Here is a 16,107-nt window from a genome sequence, read left to right on the forward strand (position 1 = left end):
CAGGAGGGTGACGGTGTCCCCGGGCCCGACCGCCTGCCAGCGCCGGTCGATCGCGAGCGGATCGGCGGCCAGCTCGCGGCGGCCGAGCTCGGTCACCGCCGTGGCCGGGGCGCGGCCGCGTTCAGACCGCCCCGTTGAGGGGCTGCTCGGGCAGCTGGACGGCGTAGGACTCCTTCACCACGTCGAGGTGGTGCCAGGACTCCCGTACCGTCACCCCGGACACCGACCGGATGGCGTCGAACACGGCCACCATCTCGGCGCGGGAGGCCGCCTCGACCTGCCCGACGATGTCGTACCGGCCGAAGCCGGTCGCCAGGTAGCGGACGCCGTCCTGGGCGGCGACCGCGTCGGCGACCTTGCGCAGCCCGCCCGTCACCACCAGCCCGAACCCGCCGAGCTCCGCGGCGCCGAGCGCCAGGGGATCGGCGAGGCCGGTGACCTGGATGACGCCCGTGCGCATGAGCCTGACCACCCGGGCCCGGGTGGCGGCCTGCGAGAGGCCGATGACGTGCGCGAGCCGGGTGTAGGGGGCGCGGCCGTCGCGCTGCAGCTCGTGCAGCAGCCGCCAGTCGATGTCGTCGAGGGTGACCTCGCCGAGCTCGCGCACCACCGCGTGCGTGTCGCGCACGGTGGACACCGACCGGAACACCTCGGCCGCGCGGACGCCGGTGACGGACCTGATGTGGTCCACCTCGGCCGCGAGCGCGGCGTCGTCGCGGGTGCGCACCTGGGCGACCAGGTCGTACGGGCCCGCGGTCAGCGCGGTGAAGCTGACGGCGGCGCGCTCGGCGACGCTCTCGGCCACCTCCCTCGCCGAGCCGGCCACCGTGACCGACACGTGCCCGATCGCCTCCGCGCCGACGACGGCGGCGTGCACGATGCCGACGACGCGGACGACCTGGGTTTCGAGAAGGTGCTGCACCCGTGCCCGCACCGCCGTGCGGGAAAGCCCGACGCGATCGGCCAGCGCCTGGAACGTCGCCCTGCCATCCCGCTGGAGCTCGCGGACGAGCACGGCGTCGACCGCATCCAGCACGGCTCTCCTCCTCGACATGTGATGAATCGTTTTGCCAGCAACTGCAAGATCATTCCATTTCAGGACGGTATGACGTCAAATATTGATCTTGCTCGTGTTCGCCCTGCCCGGCCGCCGTCGAAGCGTCGGTGACCGGTTCCGGGCGGCGACGTTTCAAATGCCACAGAAACCGGTACGAAAGCGCAACGCTGCCGGGCCCACGCCACAGATGCGGCGCGACGCGACCCGGCGGTGGACGCGCCGGACGGCCATCACCGCTCCGGCGATCGCCGCCCGGTCGGGGCGCCCGGCGGCGCGGGCGGGCATGGCCGACCGGGACCACGTGCGTGACCTGCATGCGCTTCTCCCGGTGTTCTTCTGACCCACCCCCTACGGCGGATCCGCCGTCCGCGCGAGGCACATGTAAGAAAAGTGCATCGGGGGCGCAGTTACGTCAAGAGGTAACTTTACAGAGAGCCAAGCCTCACGTTGCACCGTTTTCCACCAGGCGCACGAGTTCACTTTCGTTATCCCTGCAAGGAGGGGGGAAGACGGGCGGAGACGACACTCAACGCCCTCCGGGGACACAGTGTCATCACCCCTGGTCACGGGCTTTGCCCGCGGCGGCGGGGCGGTCCGGCGCGCCCGGCCTGCGGCCTTGGCGGGAGCACCGCCGGGTATGACTGACAATGTACGGTGGCCCAGCCACTGCGAACGCGATTGGTGTGTAGTACTGCCGTGCACCTGCTGAACGGTGAGCGTTCCGCTCACGACCTCACCTACAACGACGTCTTCATGGTCCCCCGCCGCTCCTCGGTGGGGTCGCGCCTCGAGGTCGATCTGGCCACCACGGACGGCAGCGGGACGACCATCCCGCTCGTGGTGGCCAACATGACGGCCGTGTCCGGCCGCCGGATGGCCGAGACCGCAGCCCGCCGCGGCGGGGTCGCGGTGCTCCCGCAGGACATCCCGGTCGACGTCGTCGCCGAGGTCATCGACTGGGTCAAGGGCCGCGACCTGGTCGTGGACACCGCGATCCGGCTGGACCCCTCCAGCACGGCCGGGGACGCGCTGGCGCTGCTGCCGAAGCGGGCGCACAACGCCGTGATCGTCGTCGAGGACGACCGCCCGGTGGGCGTCGTCACCGAGGCCGACTGCATGGGTGTGGACCGGTTCGCCCAGCTCCGCGACATCATGTCCCGCGACCTGGTCACGCTGCCGGCCGGCGTCGACCCGCGGGAGGCGTTCAACCGGCTGCACGAGCGCGGCCACCGGCTCGCTCCCGTCGTGGACGCCGAGGGCCGCCTCGCCGGCGTCCTCACCCGCACCGGCGCGCTGCGCGCCACGCTCTACCGGCCGGCCGTGGATGCCGCCGGACGCCTGCGCGTCGCCGCGGCGGTCGGCGTGAACGGCGACGTCGCAGGCAAGGCCAAGGCCCTGCTGGAGGCGGGCGCCGACCTGCTCGTCGTCGACACCGCGCACGGCCACCAGGACAAGATGATGAGCGCGCTCGCCGCGGTCCGGGCGCTGGACCCCGCCGTCCCGGTCGTCGCCGGGAACGTGGTGACCGCCGAGGGCACCCGCGAGCTGATCGAGGCGGGCGCCGACATCGTCAAGGTCGGCGTGGGCCCCGGCGCAATGTGCACCACCCGGATGATGACGGGCGTCGGCCGCCCGCAGTTCTCCGCGGTGCTGGAGTGCGCCGCCGAGGCGCGCCGGCTCGGCCGCCACGTGTGGGCGGACGGCGGCGTCCGGCACCCGCGCGACGTCGCGCTGGCGCTCGCGGCGGGCGCCGCGAACGTGATGGTGGGCTCGTGGTTCGCCGGCACCTACGAGTCGCCGGGCGACCTGCAGCGGGCCGCGGACGGGCGGCTCTACAAGGAGAGCTTCGGCATGGCGTCCGCCCGGGCGGTGCGGCTGCGCACCGCCGAGGACTCCCCCTTCGACCGGGCCCGCAAGGCCCTGTTCGAGGAGGGCATCTCCACCTCCCGGATGTTCCTCGATCCGCAGCGGCCCGGCGTGGAGGACCTGATCGACTCGATCGTGGCGGGGCTGCGCAGCTCGTGCACCTACGCGGGCGCGCGGACCCTGGAGGAGTTCCACGAGCGCGCCACGATCGGGATCCAGAGCCCGTCCGGCTACGCCGAGGGCAAGCCGCTGTCCAGCAGCTGGTAAAGGGCATCCCCTCCGGACCGCCGGGGTCCCCCGCATTTCGCGACACGCCGCTGCCTTCGCCCCCGTTCAGCTCCCTGACCTGCACTCTCTTACGTCGGGAACGGAGAGGGGTCTCCGTCCCTGAAGGGGGCGCAGCATGGTCGACGGCGGGCCGATCGGAGCCGGGGCGCGGCCGCTGCAGGAGGGGGCGCCGGGCCCGGCGGTCCGGGACCGCGTGCGGGAGCGCCGGGAGCGGGAGGCGGCGCTGCGGGGGCTGGCCGAGGCGCTGCTGATCGCCGCGGTCTCCCCGGCCCTGCCGGGCATCGCGCACCTGCGGGCCGGGCGCGTCAGGCTCGGGGCGGCGCTGCTGACCGTCCAGGCGCTGGCGCTGACCGCGGCGGCCCTCGCCGCCGGGCACGGCCGCCCGCTCCTGCTGCAGGCGGCGGCGCGGCCCGCGTTGCTGGCGGCGCTGACGGCCGGCTGCGTGGTCGTCGCGGCGCTGTGGGCGGGGCTGATCGTCCACTCCTACGCCGTGCTGCTCCCGGACGGGCTGTCGCCGTTGTGGCGTCTCGCGGGCGGCACCACGGTCTCGGTCCTGTGCCTGCTGGTGATCGTTCCGCCGCTGACGGCCGCCCACGCGCTGGCGCCCTGCCCGCCACGTGATCATCCGTACGGGCCCCCGGACGGCGGCGGATTCACTATCCTGACGTTCTGCACCAAAGGCCACATCCGCTTGCATGCGATCGACTCTTACGCAACCTTTGCCCGGTTCGACGCGTCCATAATGTGAGCCGAGGCTTAATTCACTGTGGGTGGGAATCGGAGCGTACATGGGTCGGTCGCCGAGGGGGCGTGCCCGGAACAGGGACGATGCGGGTACCTCCGGCGGAGCCGGGGGCCTTCCCCGCGCGCTGGCGCTGACGCTCGCGTCCGCCCTGGTCTGGGGTGTCGCGCATTTCGTCACGGGTCGCCGGGTCGCCGGCGGGCTGCTGCTCGCGCTGTACGTGGCGATCGTGGCCGCCCTCGGGGGCGCCGCCACGCTCTACCGCTCCGACCTGGTCCACTACGCCGTCCAGCCCGCGGTGCTGCAGCGGACCTCCGCCGCGCTCGTCGCACTCGGCGTGCTGTGGATCCTCGTCGTCGTCCGCTCCTACCTGCTGCTGCGCCCGGCCCGCCTCGCCGCGGGCGCCCGGACGCTCGGCGCGGCCGCCGTCGCGGTGATGTGCTTCGCCGTCGCGGTGCCGGTGGCGTGGTCGGCGCACAGCACCTACGTGTACCGTGACGCGCTGACCAGCATCTTCCGCACCGGCAGCGAGAACGGCAAGCCCGTCGACGCCAAGGACCCGTTCAACGGCCAGCCCCGCGTCAACATCCTGCTGCTCGGCGGCGACTCCGCCGCCGACCGCACCGGCGTGCGCACCGACAGCGTGACGCTCGCCAGCGTCGACACCAAGACGGGCGACACGGTGCTGCTGAGCCTGCCGCGGAACCTGGAACAGTTCCCGATGCCGCCCGGCCCCGCCCGCGACCGGTTCCCCTACGGCTTCACCGGCGACGGCCCGCAGAACCCGGGCCTGCTCAACGAGGTCTACGAATACGCCGAGAACCACCCCGACGTGGTGCCCGGCGTCGCCAAGAAACGCCGCGGCCCCGAACTTCTGAAGGCCACCGTCGCCGGCGTTCTCGGCCTGCGCGTGGACTACTACATCCTCGTCGACATGTTCGGCTTCGCCGACATCATCGACGCCATGGGCGGCGTCAAGCTCAAGATCACCGAGCCGATCCCCTACGGCCTGCAAGGGGCCGTCCTGCAGCCCGGATACCGGACGCTGAAGGGCAAGGAGGCCCTCTGGTACGGGCGGTCCCGCACCAACAGCAGCGACTACGTGCGGATGAGCCGGCAGAAGTGCCTGATGCGGGCGATCGCCGAGCAGGCCGACCCGCAGACCGTGCTCACCAGCTTCGACAAGCTCGCCGCGGCGGCCAAGCGGACGCTGTCGACCGACATCCCGCAGGAACTGCTGCCCGCGCTGATGAAGCTGTCGAACCGGGTCAAGAACGGCGCGCAGATCAGGAGCCTGCAGTTCGTCCCGCCGCTGATCTACACCGGGAACCCGGACTTCGACAAGATCCGCACCCTGGCCGCCGACGCCGTCAACAGCGACCCGCGGCAGGTCAGCGTCAAACCGAGCGGCACGCCCACCGCATCACCCACAGGGTCGCCCACCGCTTCGCCCACCGGGTCGCCGGACGGGCAAGACGGCGGCGAACCGTCCAAGCCCAGTTCCAAGCCGGAGTCGCTGGAGAGCAGCTGCCCCTGACCGGCAGGCCCGGCCCGCGGCCGGCGCCCGTCCCGCCGAGGCGGTCCTGACCCGCGTGAATTGTCCTTCCCGGTCCGGGGAGGGGGGATCATTGAGGAAGGACCCCTACTTCGAAGGGCTGGTGCGGTGCCTCGGATCCACGGCTGCGACGCCTTCCGCGTGAGAATGCCGCGCGGGCGGCGGCCGGAGAGCGTCCTCGTCCGCCTGGCCGGCGGCGACGCCGTCGGCTGGGGCGAGATGGCCGTCCCGGTGGGGGCCGCGGACCCCGGCGCGGCATGGGCGGACATCGAGACGCGCATGGGGCCGGCCCTCATCGGGCTCGACTGGGACCGCCCCGAGGACGTGTCCGCCGCCGCCGACCTCGGCGCGCGCGAGGCCGCGGCGGCCGTCGACACCGCCTGCTGGGACCTGTGGTGCCGGACGCGGGGGCTGCCGCTCGCGCACGCGCTCGGCGGCACCCGCACCTCCATCGTGACGGGTGCGCGGATCTCCCCCGAGCCCGCGATCGACACCGTCACGGCCCGCGTCAACCAGGCCGTTGGAGCGGGCCACACCCGTGTCACGCTGGACGTCCGGCCGGGGTGGGACGTCGAGCCCGTCCGCGCGATCCGGCAGGCGTACCCGGCGCTGGCGCTCGTCGCCGACGCGGGCCACGCCTACACCGAGTCGCCGGAGCACCTGGCGGCGCTGGAGGCGCTGGACGCCTACGGCCTGGCGGCGATCGAACGCCCCTTCCCCGGCGGCGACCTGGCCGCGCACGCCCGGCTCCAGACGCGGGTGGGCACGGCCGTGGCCCCGGACGTGGGCGATCTGGAGACGCTGGACGCGGCCCTGTCGCTGCAGGCGGGCCGTGCGCTGCACCTGCGCCTGGACCGGCTCGGCGGGCTGACCGCGGCCCGCAGCGCCCACGACCTCGCCTACGCGGCGGGATGGGACGTGTGGTGCAGCGGCTGCGGCGCGTTCGGCATCGGGCAGGCCGCCGCGGTCGCGCTCGCGGCCCTGCCGGGGTGCACGCTGCCGAGCGACGTGTCCGACCCGGCCGGCGGCCCGGTGTTCGTGACGCCGCCGGTGCGCTCGTCCGGCGGCGTGGTCGGCGTCCCGCTCACGCAGCCGGGCCTCGGCCACGAGATCGACGAGGCGCGCATCGAGCGGCTGGCGACCCGCCGCCTGCGCCTGTCGACGTGACACCCGCCCCGGTCTGGGTGGTGGCGGGGCCGCCCGGCTCCGGCAAGTCCACGATCTCGCACCTGCTGCTGCGGCGGCTGCGTCCCGTGCCGGCGCTGCTGGACAAGGACACGATGTTCGGGCCGTTCGTGGAGGCGACGCTCGCGGCGTCCTCCCGCGATCCCGGCGAGCGCGAGGGCCCCTGGTACGACGAGCACGTCAAGCCGCACGAGTACGCGGGGATGACGGCCACGGCGCGGGAGATCCGCTCGCACGGCTGCCCGGTGCTGCTGAGCGGCCCGTTCACCGGCCACATCCGGGACGCGGCGCGCTGGACGGAGTGGGTCGCGTCCCTGGGCGGGCCGCGGGTGCGTCTCGTCTGGATCCGGACGGACGCCGCGACCCTCCGGCACCGGCTGGAGCGGCGGGGCTCGCCCCGCGACACCGGCAAGCTGGCGGCGTTCGACGCGTTCGTCGCCCGGATGCTGCCCGGGACGCCGCCTCCGGTGCCCCACACGGCCGTGGACAACCGCCTCGGCGCGCCCGTGCCGCTGGAGGCGCAACTGGACGCCCTGGCCGAGTGACGATCTGGCGGAGACCGCGCGGTCTCCGCCAGATGGCCGCCCGCCGGAAGGAGCGCCGGGCGGAACGACCTTCGCGTCAGCCGTTGATGTTGATGTTCACGTTCTTGTTGTAGTTGTGCTCGCAGCAGCAGTGGTGACCGTGCCCCGACATCGGCTCGCCGGAGGCCGTGGCGGCCGACGCCGTGGCGGACAGGCCGGTCATCCCGGCCACCGTCGTCCCGGCGGCGAGAACCAGAACCGCAAGACACCTCTTCATGATCATCCCTTTCGCTCCAGCATCCGTACTTGCGTAGCGATACTCCCCGCCACATGCTCTATGTAACGTAATGACTACTAACAGTGAGCAAAGGTCGAGGTTGGGTGATTCAGTAGGACTTCGGCAGTTCCGGGCCCTGGGCGACTACTGCTGCGGCGGCGGCATGTACTGCTGCGGCGGCTCGTACCAGCCGGGCTGGGCGGGCTGGGCCGGCTGGCCGGGGTGGGAGTACTGGCCCGGTTGGGCGTAGGGGTCGTAGTGCGGTGCGGGCGGCGGGAGGGCGGGCTGTTCCGGCTGCGGGGGCAGCGCCTGCCGGCGCGCGGCCCGGCGATCCTGGTAGGCGTTCCTGAGCCGGCCGCCGACGCGCTTGCCCGCGTCTCCGACCTGCTGTGCCCGTTCGCTCTGCATCGCGCCCTGCATCCGGGCGGCGGACCGCCGGCCCAGATCCTGCATCTGCCGGGCGCGCTCCGACTGCAGGGCGCGCTGCATCGATTCGGCCTGGGCGATGCGGGCGGCGTTCTCCCGGACGGCCTGGCCCGCGACCTGGCCGGCCGCCTGCGTGCCGTCCCAGGCGATGACGGCGCCCTGCCGCGCGGCCTCGGCGGCGCGGCGGTAGCCGTCCGCGCGGACGAGGGACGTCCCCGCCACCAGGTCGGCGAGGGCCCGCCGGCGGGCGCCGACGAGGGTCGGCGCGCTGTTGGCCAGGAACACCGCGACGGCGACCAGCCAGGTGACGAGGGAAAGGAAGAAGAGGCCGTGCAGGAGAAGGATCCACGCGGTGCAGTACAGGCCGGTGCCGCCCGCCGTGGTCACCAGCGAACGGCGCAGCGCCCTGGACTTGGCGGACGTGGTGTTCTCCACGCGCAGATCGAGCACGGCCTTGCCGACGGTCCGGCCGGCGAAGGCCTGCCCCGCGAACTGGTGCAGGAACTCGATCAGGACGAGCAGGAGCAGTGCCTGCTGGACGGCGCTGACGACCGTGTTCCAGATGCCCATGCCGAACTTCTCGGCGGCCTGCTGGACGTCGCCGCCGGACAGCAGGAGCCCGCCCCCCGCCGACAGGGCGTCGCCCCAGAGTCCGTCCCCGAGGAGCCCGTTCAGCCGTCCCCAGGTCATCATGCCGAGGAGGACGGCGGCGCCGGCGAGGAGTGCGGCGTCGATGCCCCAGGCCGCGAGGCGGCGGCCGCGCGGGGCCGCGGCGGGAGGCGGGGCGGGCGGCACGGGCTCTGCGGCGGGCAGCGGAACGGGTGGCGGACCGTACACGTGAGTCCCTCTGGTCGCGATCTTCTTTTGTGGATCAAAGCGCCGGAACGGCAGGAGTCTAAGCCGCCCGGTCCCGCGCCGCCACCGTAATCGTCAGTAGGACTTGGGCAGCCCCAGGGAGTGCTGTGCGACGTAGTTGAGGATCATCTCGCGGCTGACCGGGGCGATGCGCATGAGCCGGACGACCCCGGCGAGCATCCCGACGCCGTACTCGGTGGTGAGGCCGTTGCCGCCGTGGGTCTGGATGGCCTGGTCGACGCAGTGGATCGCGGCCTCGGCGGTGGCGTACTTGGCCATGTTCGCGGCCTCGCCGGCGCCCGTGTCGTCGCCCGCGTCGTAGAGCCAGGCGGCCTTCTGCCCCATCAGCCGGGCCAGCTCCAGCTCGATCTTGGCGGCGGCGAGCGGGTGCGCGAGGCCCTGGTGCGCGCCGATCGGCGTCCTGAACACCTGCCGGGACATGGCGTAGCCGGTCGCCTTGCCGAGCGCGAGGCGGCCGATCCCGGCGCCCATCGCGGCGGCCATGATGCGCTCGGGGTTGAGTCCGGCGAACAGCTGCAGCAGGCCGCCGTCCTCGTCGCCGACGAGCGCGTCGTAGGGCAGCCGGACGTCGTCGAGGTGGCAGACGAACTGCTTCTCCGGCGACACGATCTCCATGTCGACGGGGGTGAAGGTGAAGCCCGGCGCGGCGGTCGGGACGATGAACAGCGACGGCCGCAGGTTGCCCTTCTGGTCCTGCGTGCGGGAGACGAACAGCACGGCGTCCGACTCGTCCACGCCGGAGATGAACGTCTTCTGCCCGCTCAGCACCCACCCGTCGCCGTCGCGGCGCGCCGTGGTGGTGATGCGGTGCGCGTTGGAGCCGGCGTCGGGTTCGGTGATCGCGAACGCCATCTTCACCGAGCCGTCGGCGAAGCGCGGCAGCCAGTGCTTGCGCTGGTCCTCGGTGCCGGACCGGGCGATGATCGTCGCGCAGATCGCCGGGGACACGACCATGAGCAGCAGCGGGCAGCCCGCGGCGGCCAGCTCCTCGCACACGGCGGCGAGGTCGCCGATGCCTCCGCCTCCGCCGCCGTACTCCTCCGGCACGTTGACGCCCAGGTAGCCGAGCCGCCCGGCCTCGGCCCACAGCTCGTCGGTCTTCTGCCCGGACTTGGCCTTCTCCACGTAGTAGGAGGAGCCGTACTTGCCGCCCAGCTCAGCGACGGCGGCGCGCAGGGCCCGCCGTTCCTCGGTCTCGACGAAGCTCATTCGGGGGTCCCTTCGATGACGGCGAGGACGGCGCCGGACTCGACCTGCTGCCCCGCGGTGACGTTGAGTTCGGCGACCGTCCCGGCGGACGGCGCGGCGACGCGGTGCTCCATCTTCATCGCCTCCAGGACGACGAGGGTCTGCCCCTCGGCGACGTCCGCGCCCGGTGCGGTCTCGACGCGGACGACGGTGCCGGGCATGGGGGCCAGAAGGGACCCCGGGGCGATCCGGCCGCTCGGGTCGGCGAACCGCGGGACGGCGACGAGCGTGACCGGGCCGAGACGGGAATCGACGTGCACCGCGCCCCCTGCGGCGGTCACGGTGAAGGTCTCGCGGAGGCCGTCGTGGTCGAGGACGACGCGTTCCGGCGAGGCCGACAGCAGCGACGTGCCCGGGCACAGCTCTGAGGCCAGGCCGTTCCTGTCCAGCCGGTAGTCGACGTCCACCGGGCCTCCGGGCCCCTGGAACGTCCTGCGCTGCGGCTGGGACCGCACGTTGCGCCAGCCCGACGGGAGGCCGCCGAGCACCGCGGCGCCCGCCCGGTCCGCGGCGGCCTGGGCGAGCGCGGCGGCCAGCGCGCAGACCCGGACCGCCGCCTCGTCCGCCAGCGGCGCGGCCAGGGCGCCGAGGCCGACACGGTCGAGGTAGCCGGTGTCGGTGGCGCCGTCCAGGAACGCGGGCTCCTCCAGGATCCGGACGAGCAGGTCGCGGTTGGTGGTGAGGCCGTGGATGCGGGCGCCGCGCAGCGCGGCCGCCAGTCTGCGCGCGGCGGCGGCCCGGGACGGCGCCCACGCGATCACCTTGGCGAGCATCGGGTCGTAGTGGACGCCGACCTCGGCGCCGCTCTCCACGCCGCTGTCGAGGCGGACCCCGTGTGCCGCCGGAACGGCGAACTCGACGTCCGCCCCCGGAACCTCGAAGGTGTGCAGCGTGCCGCTGGCGGGCCGCCAGTCCTGCGCGGGGTCCTCGGCGTAGAGGCGCACCTCGATGGCGTGGCCGCGCGGTTCCGGCGGCGCCTGCGGCAGGCGGGCCCCCTCGGCGACCTCGATCTGCAGCCGGACGAGGTCCACCCCGTACACGCACTCGGTGACCGGGTGCTCGACCTGGAGCCGGGTGTTGACCTCCAGGAAGTAGAAGCGGCCGTCGCGCGCCAGCATGAACTCGACCGTGCCCGCGCCGACGTAGCCGATGGCGCGTGCCGCGCTCGCCGCCGCCCCGCACAGCCGCGCCCGCAGCTCGGGGCCGACGGCCGGGGACGGCGCCTCCTCGATGATCTTCTGGTGGCGGCGCTGGATGGAGCACTCGCGCTCGCCGAGCGTCCAGACCGTCCCGTGCGCGTCGGCGAGGATCTGCACCTCGATGTGGCGGGCGTCCTCCAGCAGCGGCTCGCAGAACACGGTCGGGTCGCCGAACGCCGACTCCGCCTCCCTGCGCGCGCCCGCGACGGCGTCCGGCAGGTCCTCCGGCGTCCGGACGACGCGCATGCCGCGCCCGCCGCCGCCCGCGGACGCCTTGACCAGCAGCGGCAGGTCCGCGCCGCCGACCCGGGCGGGGTCGAGCTCGGGCAGCACCGGGACGTCCGCCGCGGCCATCAGCTTCTTGGCCTCGATCTTGGACCCCATCGCGGCGATCGCCTCGGGCGGCGGGCCGATCCAGGTCAGGCCCGCGCCGACGACGGCCCGCGCGAAGTCCGCGTTCTCCGACAGGAACCCGTAGCCCGGGTGGACGGCGTCGGCCCCGGCGCGCTTCGCCACGGCGAGGAGCCGCTCCACCGACAGGTACGTCTCCGCCGGGGACGCCCCGGGCAGCCGCCCGGCCACGTCCGCCTCCCGGACGTGCGGCGCGCCGGCGTCGGGATCGGAGTGGACGGCGACCGTCCCGACACCGAGGTCCCGGCAGGCCCGCAGGACGCGGCGGGCGATCTCGCCGCGGTTGGCGACCAGCACTCTGTTGATCATTGTTCGACACTCACATCCGGAAGACGCCGAAGCCCTCGGCGCCGCGCACGGGCGCGTTGTGGACGACGGACAGGCACAGGCCGAGGACGGTCCGGGTGTCGCGGGGGTCGATCACCCCGTCGTCGTAGAGCCGCCCGGACAGGAAGAACGGCAGCGACTCGGCCTCGATCTGCGCCTCGACCATCTCCCGCATCGCGCGGTCCTGGTCGTCGTCGTAGGCCTGCCCGCGCGCCTGCGCCGCCTGCCGCGCCACGATCGACAGGACGCCCGCGAGCTGCTGCGGCCCCATCACCGCCGACTTGGCGCTCGGCCAGGCGAACAGGAACCGCGGGTCGTACGCGCGGCCGCACATGCCGTAGTTGCCCGCCCCGTACGAGGCGCCCATGACGATCGAGATGTGCGGGACCCGGCTGTTGGCCACCGCGTTGATCATCAGGGCGCCGTGCTTGATGATCCCGGCCTGCTCGTACTCCCTGCCGACCATGTAGCCGGTCGTGTTGTGCAGGAACAGCAGCGGGGTGTCGCTCTGGTTGGCGAGCTGGATGAACTGCGCCGCCTTCTGCGCCTCGTCCCCGAACAGGACGCCCTGCGCGTTGGCGAGGACCCCGATCGGATAGCCGTGGACGCGCGTCCAGCCGGTGACCAGGCTCATCCCGTACAGCGGCTTGAACTCGTCGAACCGCGACCCGTCGGCGATCCGCGCGATGACCTCGCGCGGGTCGAAGGGGACCTTCAGGTCCTCGGGGACGATCCCGGCCAGTTCCTCGGCGTCGTACAGCGGCTCCTCGACCGGGCCGGGCGCGGGACCGAGCCTGCGGTGGTTGAGGTTCGCGACGATCTGGCGTCCGAGGCGCAGCGCGTCCGCCTCGTCCGCCGCCATGTAGTCGGCGAGGCCGGAGGTGCGCGCGTGCATCTCGGCGCCGCCGAGCTCCTCGTCGTCGGCCTCCTCGCCGGTCGCCATCTTCACCAGCGGCGGACCGCCGAGGAACACCTTCGCGCGCTCCTTGACCATGACGACGTGGTCGCACATGCCCGGAATGTAGGCGCCGCCCGCGGTGGAGTTGCCGAACACGAGCGCGATCGTGGGGATCCCCGCGGCCGACAACCGGGTGAGGTCGCGGAACATGCGGCCGCCCGGGATGAAGATCTCCTTCTGCGTCGGCAGGTCCGCGCCGCCCGACTCGACCAGGTTGATGACGGGCAGCCGGTTCTCCAGCGCGATGTCGGACGCCCGGAAGCTCTTCTTCACCGTCCACGGATTGCTGGATCCGCCCCGCACCGTCGGATCGTTCGCCACGATCATGCACTCGACGCCCTCGACGACGCCGATGCCGGTGACGACGCTCGCGCCGACCGGGAAGTCGCTCCCCCACGCGGCGAGGGGGCTCAGCTCCAGGAACGGCGAGTCGAGGTCGAGCAGCAGTTCGATGCGCTCGCGCGCCAGCAGCTTGCCGCGGCCGCGGTGCCGCGCGACGTACTTCTCGCCGCCGCCCTCCAGCGCCTTGGCGTGCTCGGCGTCCAGGGCCGCCAGCTTCTCCAGCATGGCCGCGCGGCGTTCCCGGTACTCCGGGCTCCGCGCGTCCAGGGTGCTCTTGAGGGTCACAGGACTGCCTCCGGGATGTCGACGAGGCGGGACCGCAGCCACTCCCCCAGAGCCTTTCCCTGCGGGTCGAACCGGGTCGAGGCGGACACACCCTCCTGCAGCAGCCCTTCGACGACGAAGTTCACCGCGCGGAGGTTGGGGAGCACATACCGGCGGACGGCGTGCTCGCGGGTCTCCGGCAGCAACTCGCCAAGCCTTTCGGTCGTCAGGAACGGCTCCAGCCAGCGCCACTGCGCGTCGGTCCGGGCCCACACGCCGATATTGGCATCCCCGCCCTTGTCCCCGCTCCGCGCCCCGGCGACACGGCCGAGCGGTGCGCGGACGGTGGCGCCCGGCGGGACGGCCCCGGCGGGTGGCGACTCGGAGGAGATCTCAAGGTCGCGCACGAGAGGGGCGGCCGGGATGGAGACTCGCTCACCCTCGGAGGTCACCGCGACATGCTCGATGGCCTCGTTCGGGACGTAGGCGGGCGTGTAGACCCCGTAGGGGCCGCCCTTTCCGGGCGGTGAGGTCATGGTGAAGCCCGGGTAACCGGCGAGGGCGAGTTCCACGACGGCCCCGCTGAACCCGCGGCCGACCTTCTCCGGATCCGGATCGAGGACGGCGCAGCGCAGCAGGGCCGTGGCCTCCCCCTGAGTGGCCGGATCCGGTCCGGGCGTGCCGACGAGCGTCCATTCGACACGGGCCGGCCGAGCCCCCGCGAAGGCGGCCTCCAGCTGCGCCTTCGCGAGGTCGGCCTTGGCCTCGACGTCCAGGCCGGTGAGGACGAAGGTCATCTCGTTGCGGTGGCCGCCCAGATGGTTCAGGCACACCTTGGTGGACGGCGGCGGCGGAACGCCCCGGACGCCGCTGATCCGCACCCGGTCGGGTGCATCCTGCGCCGGCGCGATCGTGTCGAACCGCGCCGTCACGTCCGGTCCCGCGTAGGAGGGCGCGCCGATCTCGTACAGGAGCTGGGCCGTGACGGTCTCGACGGTCACGGCGCCGCCCGTCCCGTCGTGCTTGGTGATCACGCTGGAGCCGTCGGGATGGATCTCGGCGACCGGAAAGCCCGGCGCCTTTACATTGTAGATTTCTTGGAAGAAGGCGTAGTTGCCGCCGGTCGCCTGCGCGCCGCACTCCAGGACGTGCCCGGCGACCGTCGCACCCGCGAGGGCGTCCCAGTCGTCGCGCGCCCAGCCGAAGTGCGCGGCGGCGGGGCCCACGACCAGGGACGCGTCGGTAACGCGTCCGGTCACCACCACGTCCGCGCCGGCCCGCAGGCACTCGACGATCCCCCAGGCGCCCAGGTAGGCGTTCGCGGTGAGCGGCCGCCCGTAGCGGCCGTCCGCCAGGCCGAGATCCTTCGCCCGGGACAGCAGGTCGTCGCCCTCCACATGGGCGATCCGCACGTCGATCCCGAGCCGGGCGGCCAGCTCGCGCAGGCGGTCCGCCAGCCCCCGCGGGTTGAGCCCGCCGGCGTTCGTGACGATCGTGGTGCCGCGTTCCGCGGCCAGGCCGAGGGACTCCTCCATCTGCCGGAGGAACGTCGCGGCGTACCCGGCGTCCGGGTCCTTCATCTTCCCGCGCCCGAGGATCAGCATCGTCAGCTCGGCGAGGTAGTCGCCGGTGAGGAAGTCCAGCGGCCCGCCCTCCAGCATCTCCCGCACCGCGGAGAAGCGGTCGCCGTAGAAGCCCGAGGCGTTACCGACCCGCAGCGGTTGGCTCATGGCCAGAACCCTGCCAGCCCGCATCTAAAAAATCAATCGTGCATGATTGTTTCCTCGCCTGATCGTTTGGTTGACTGGAGGGCCGGCCACCGACCCCGAGGACTCCATGACCGCCCAGGCACTCCCCCGCGAACCGCAGCAGGACCGCAGCCGCGCCACGCGGCGGCGCCTCCTGGAGGCCGCCATCGGCTGCCTCGCCTCCGTGGGCTGGGCGGGCACGACGGTGGCGGTGGTCGCCGAGCGCGCGGGTGTCTCCCGTGGCGCGGCCCAGCACCACTTCCGCACGCGCGAGGAACTGGTGACCGCGGCGGTCGAGTACGGCTCGGACGTGAGAATGGCGCAGATGCGCGAGCGCCTGGACGCGCTCGCCGACCGCCGTCCCTCCACGCTGGACGTCGTCACGCTCCTCGGCGAGATGTACACGACCCCGCTCTTCCGGGCCGCACTCCAGCTCTGGGTCGCGGCCAGCTCGGACGAGCAGCTCCGCGCGCAGGTCGTTCCCCTGGAGGCGAGGGTCGGACGTGAGGCGCACCGCCTCACCGTCGAGGCCCTCGGCGCGGACGAGTCGGTCCCCGGCGTCCGGGAAACGGTCCAGGCGACCCTCGACCTGGTCCGCGGCCTCGGCCTGGCCGATCTCCTCACCGACGACTCGGCACGCCGTACCCGCCTGCTCGACCAGTGGGCCGCCACGCTCGACCGCACGCTCGGCCGCTGACCCGGATGCCCGGGATGCCGGCAGAAATGAGAAAGGCCCCGCCGGCCGCCGTCCTCGAACCCGCCGCCGAGGTGTTCGAGGTGATGGGCTGCGCGGTCGAGGAGGCCTCGACCGACC

Annotated in this window: 14 protein-coding genes; 7 read left to right on the forward strand and 7 right to left on the reverse strand. The window is 73.3% G+C overall.

The window, feature by feature from the left end:
- Positions 1-121 precede the first annotated feature (121 nt).
- Positions 122-1,036 carry an Lrp/AsnC family transcriptional regulator gene (locus tag AB0H37_RS44095; protein ID WP_329091531.1) on the reverse strand — a complete coding sequence of 305 codons (915 nt, stop codon included), beginning with the start codon at positions 1,034-1,036 and terminating at the stop codon, positions 122-124.
- 208 nt (positions 1,037-1,244) lie between these two features.
- Between AB0H37_RS44095 and AB0H37_RS44100 the strand changes: the two genes are divergently transcribed.
- The 6 genes from AB0H37_RS44100 (at position 1,245) to AB0H37_RS44125 (ending at position 7,238) form a co-directional block, all read left to right on the forward strand.
- On the forward strand, positions 1,245-1,397 hold the full coding sequence (locus AB0H37_RS44100; protein ID WP_179834538.1) for a hypothetical protein: 153 nt from the start codon (positions 1,245-1,247) through the stop codon (positions 1,395-1,397).
- A 356-nt stretch (positions 1,398-1,753) separates the two neighbouring features.
- A complete protein-coding gene (locus tag AB0H37_RS44105; protein ID WP_179834537.1) occupies positions 1,754-3,190 on the forward strand; it encodes a GuaB1 family IMP dehydrogenase-related protein in 1,437 nt (478 codons plus the stop codon).
- Positions 3,191-3,326: 136 nt separating this feature from the next.
- Positions 3,327-3,959, forward strand: a complete 633-nt coding sequence (locus tag AB0H37_RS44110; protein ID WP_360618691.1) for a hypothetical protein — start codon at positions 3,327-3,329, stop codon at positions 3,957-3,959.
- A 40-nt stretch (positions 3,960-3,999) separates the two neighbouring features.
- On the forward strand, positions 4,000-5,490 hold the full coding sequence (locus AB0H37_RS44115) for an LCP family protein (protein ID WP_329091537.1): 1,491 nt from the start codon (positions 4,000-4,002) through the stop codon (positions 5,488-5,490).
- A 126-nt stretch (positions 5,491-5,616) separates the two neighbouring features.
- On the forward strand, positions 5,617-6,675 hold the full coding sequence (locus AB0H37_RS44120) for an enolase C-terminal domain-like protein (protein WP_360618693.1): 1,059 nt from the start codon (positions 5,617-5,619) through the stop codon (positions 6,673-6,675).
- A complete protein-coding gene (locus AB0H37_RS44125) occupies positions 6,672-7,238 on the forward strand; it encodes an AAA family ATPase (RefSeq protein WP_360618695.1) in 567 nt (188 codons plus the stop codon). The genes AB0H37_RS44120 and AB0H37_RS44125 overlap by 4 nt, the downstream gene beginning before the upstream one ends.
- A gap of 76 nt (positions 7,239-7,314) precedes the next feature.
- Here AB0H37_RS44125 and AB0H37_RS44130 read toward each other — a convergent pair whose 3' ends face one another.
- From AB0H37_RS44130 to AB0H37_RS44155, 6 genes are all read right to left on the reverse strand, one after another.
- Positions 7,315-7,494, reverse strand: coding sequence for a hypothetical protein (locus AB0H37_RS44130; RefSeq protein ID WP_179834533.1), 180 nt, complete (start codon positions 7,492-7,494; stop codon positions 7,315-7,317).
- A 144-nt stretch (positions 7,495-7,638) separates the two neighbouring features.
- Positions 7,639-8,757 carry an RDD family protein gene (locus AB0H37_RS44135; RefSeq protein WP_360618697.1) on the reverse strand — a complete coding sequence of 373 codons (1,119 nt, stop codon included), beginning with the start codon at positions 8,755-8,757 and terminating at the stop codon, positions 7,639-7,641.
- A gap of 93 nt (positions 8,758-8,850) precedes the next feature.
- Positions 8,851-10,005, reverse strand: coding sequence for an acyl-CoA dehydrogenase (locus AB0H37_RS44140; protein WP_360618699.1), 1,155 nt, complete (start codon positions 10,003-10,005; stop codon positions 8,851-8,853).
- Positions 10,002-11,963 (reverse strand): biotin carboxylase N-terminal domain-containing protein, encoded by a 1,962-nt coding sequence (locus AB0H37_RS44145; RefSeq protein WP_360618701.1) that lies wholly within the window; start codon positions 11,961-11,963, stop codon positions 10,002-10,004. The genes AB0H37_RS44140 and AB0H37_RS44145 overlap by 4 nt, the downstream gene beginning before the upstream one ends.
- Before the next feature lie 10 nt (positions 11,964-11,973).
- A complete protein-coding gene (locus tag AB0H37_RS44150; RefSeq protein WP_360618704.1) occupies positions 11,974-13,506 on the reverse strand; it encodes a carboxyl transferase domain-containing protein in 1,533 nt (510 codons plus the stop codon).
- Between the two features lie 56 nt (positions 13,507-13,562).
- Positions 13,563-15,275, reverse strand: a complete 1,713-nt coding sequence (locus AB0H37_RS44155; RefSeq protein ID WP_360618703.1) for an acyclic terpene utilization AtuA family protein — start codon at positions 15,273-15,275, stop codon at positions 13,563-13,565.
- A gap of 106 nt (positions 15,276-15,381) precedes the next feature.
- Here AB0H37_RS44155 and AB0H37_RS44160 point away from each other — a divergent pair, with 106 nt between their 5' ends.
- Positions 15,382-15,990 carry a TetR/AcrR family transcriptional regulator gene (locus tag AB0H37_RS44160; protein ID WP_179834527.1) on the forward strand — a complete coding sequence of 203 codons (609 nt, stop codon included), beginning with the start codon at positions 15,382-15,384 and terminating at the stop codon, positions 15,988-15,990.
- The last annotated feature ends 117 nt before the right edge of the window (positions 15,991-16,107 follow it).

Source organism: Actinomadura sp. NPDC023710, assembly GCF_040639875.1.
Classification (GTDB): domain Bacteria; phylum Actinomycetota; class Actinomycetes; order Streptosporangiales; family Streptosporangiaceae; genus Spirillospora; species Spirillospora citrea.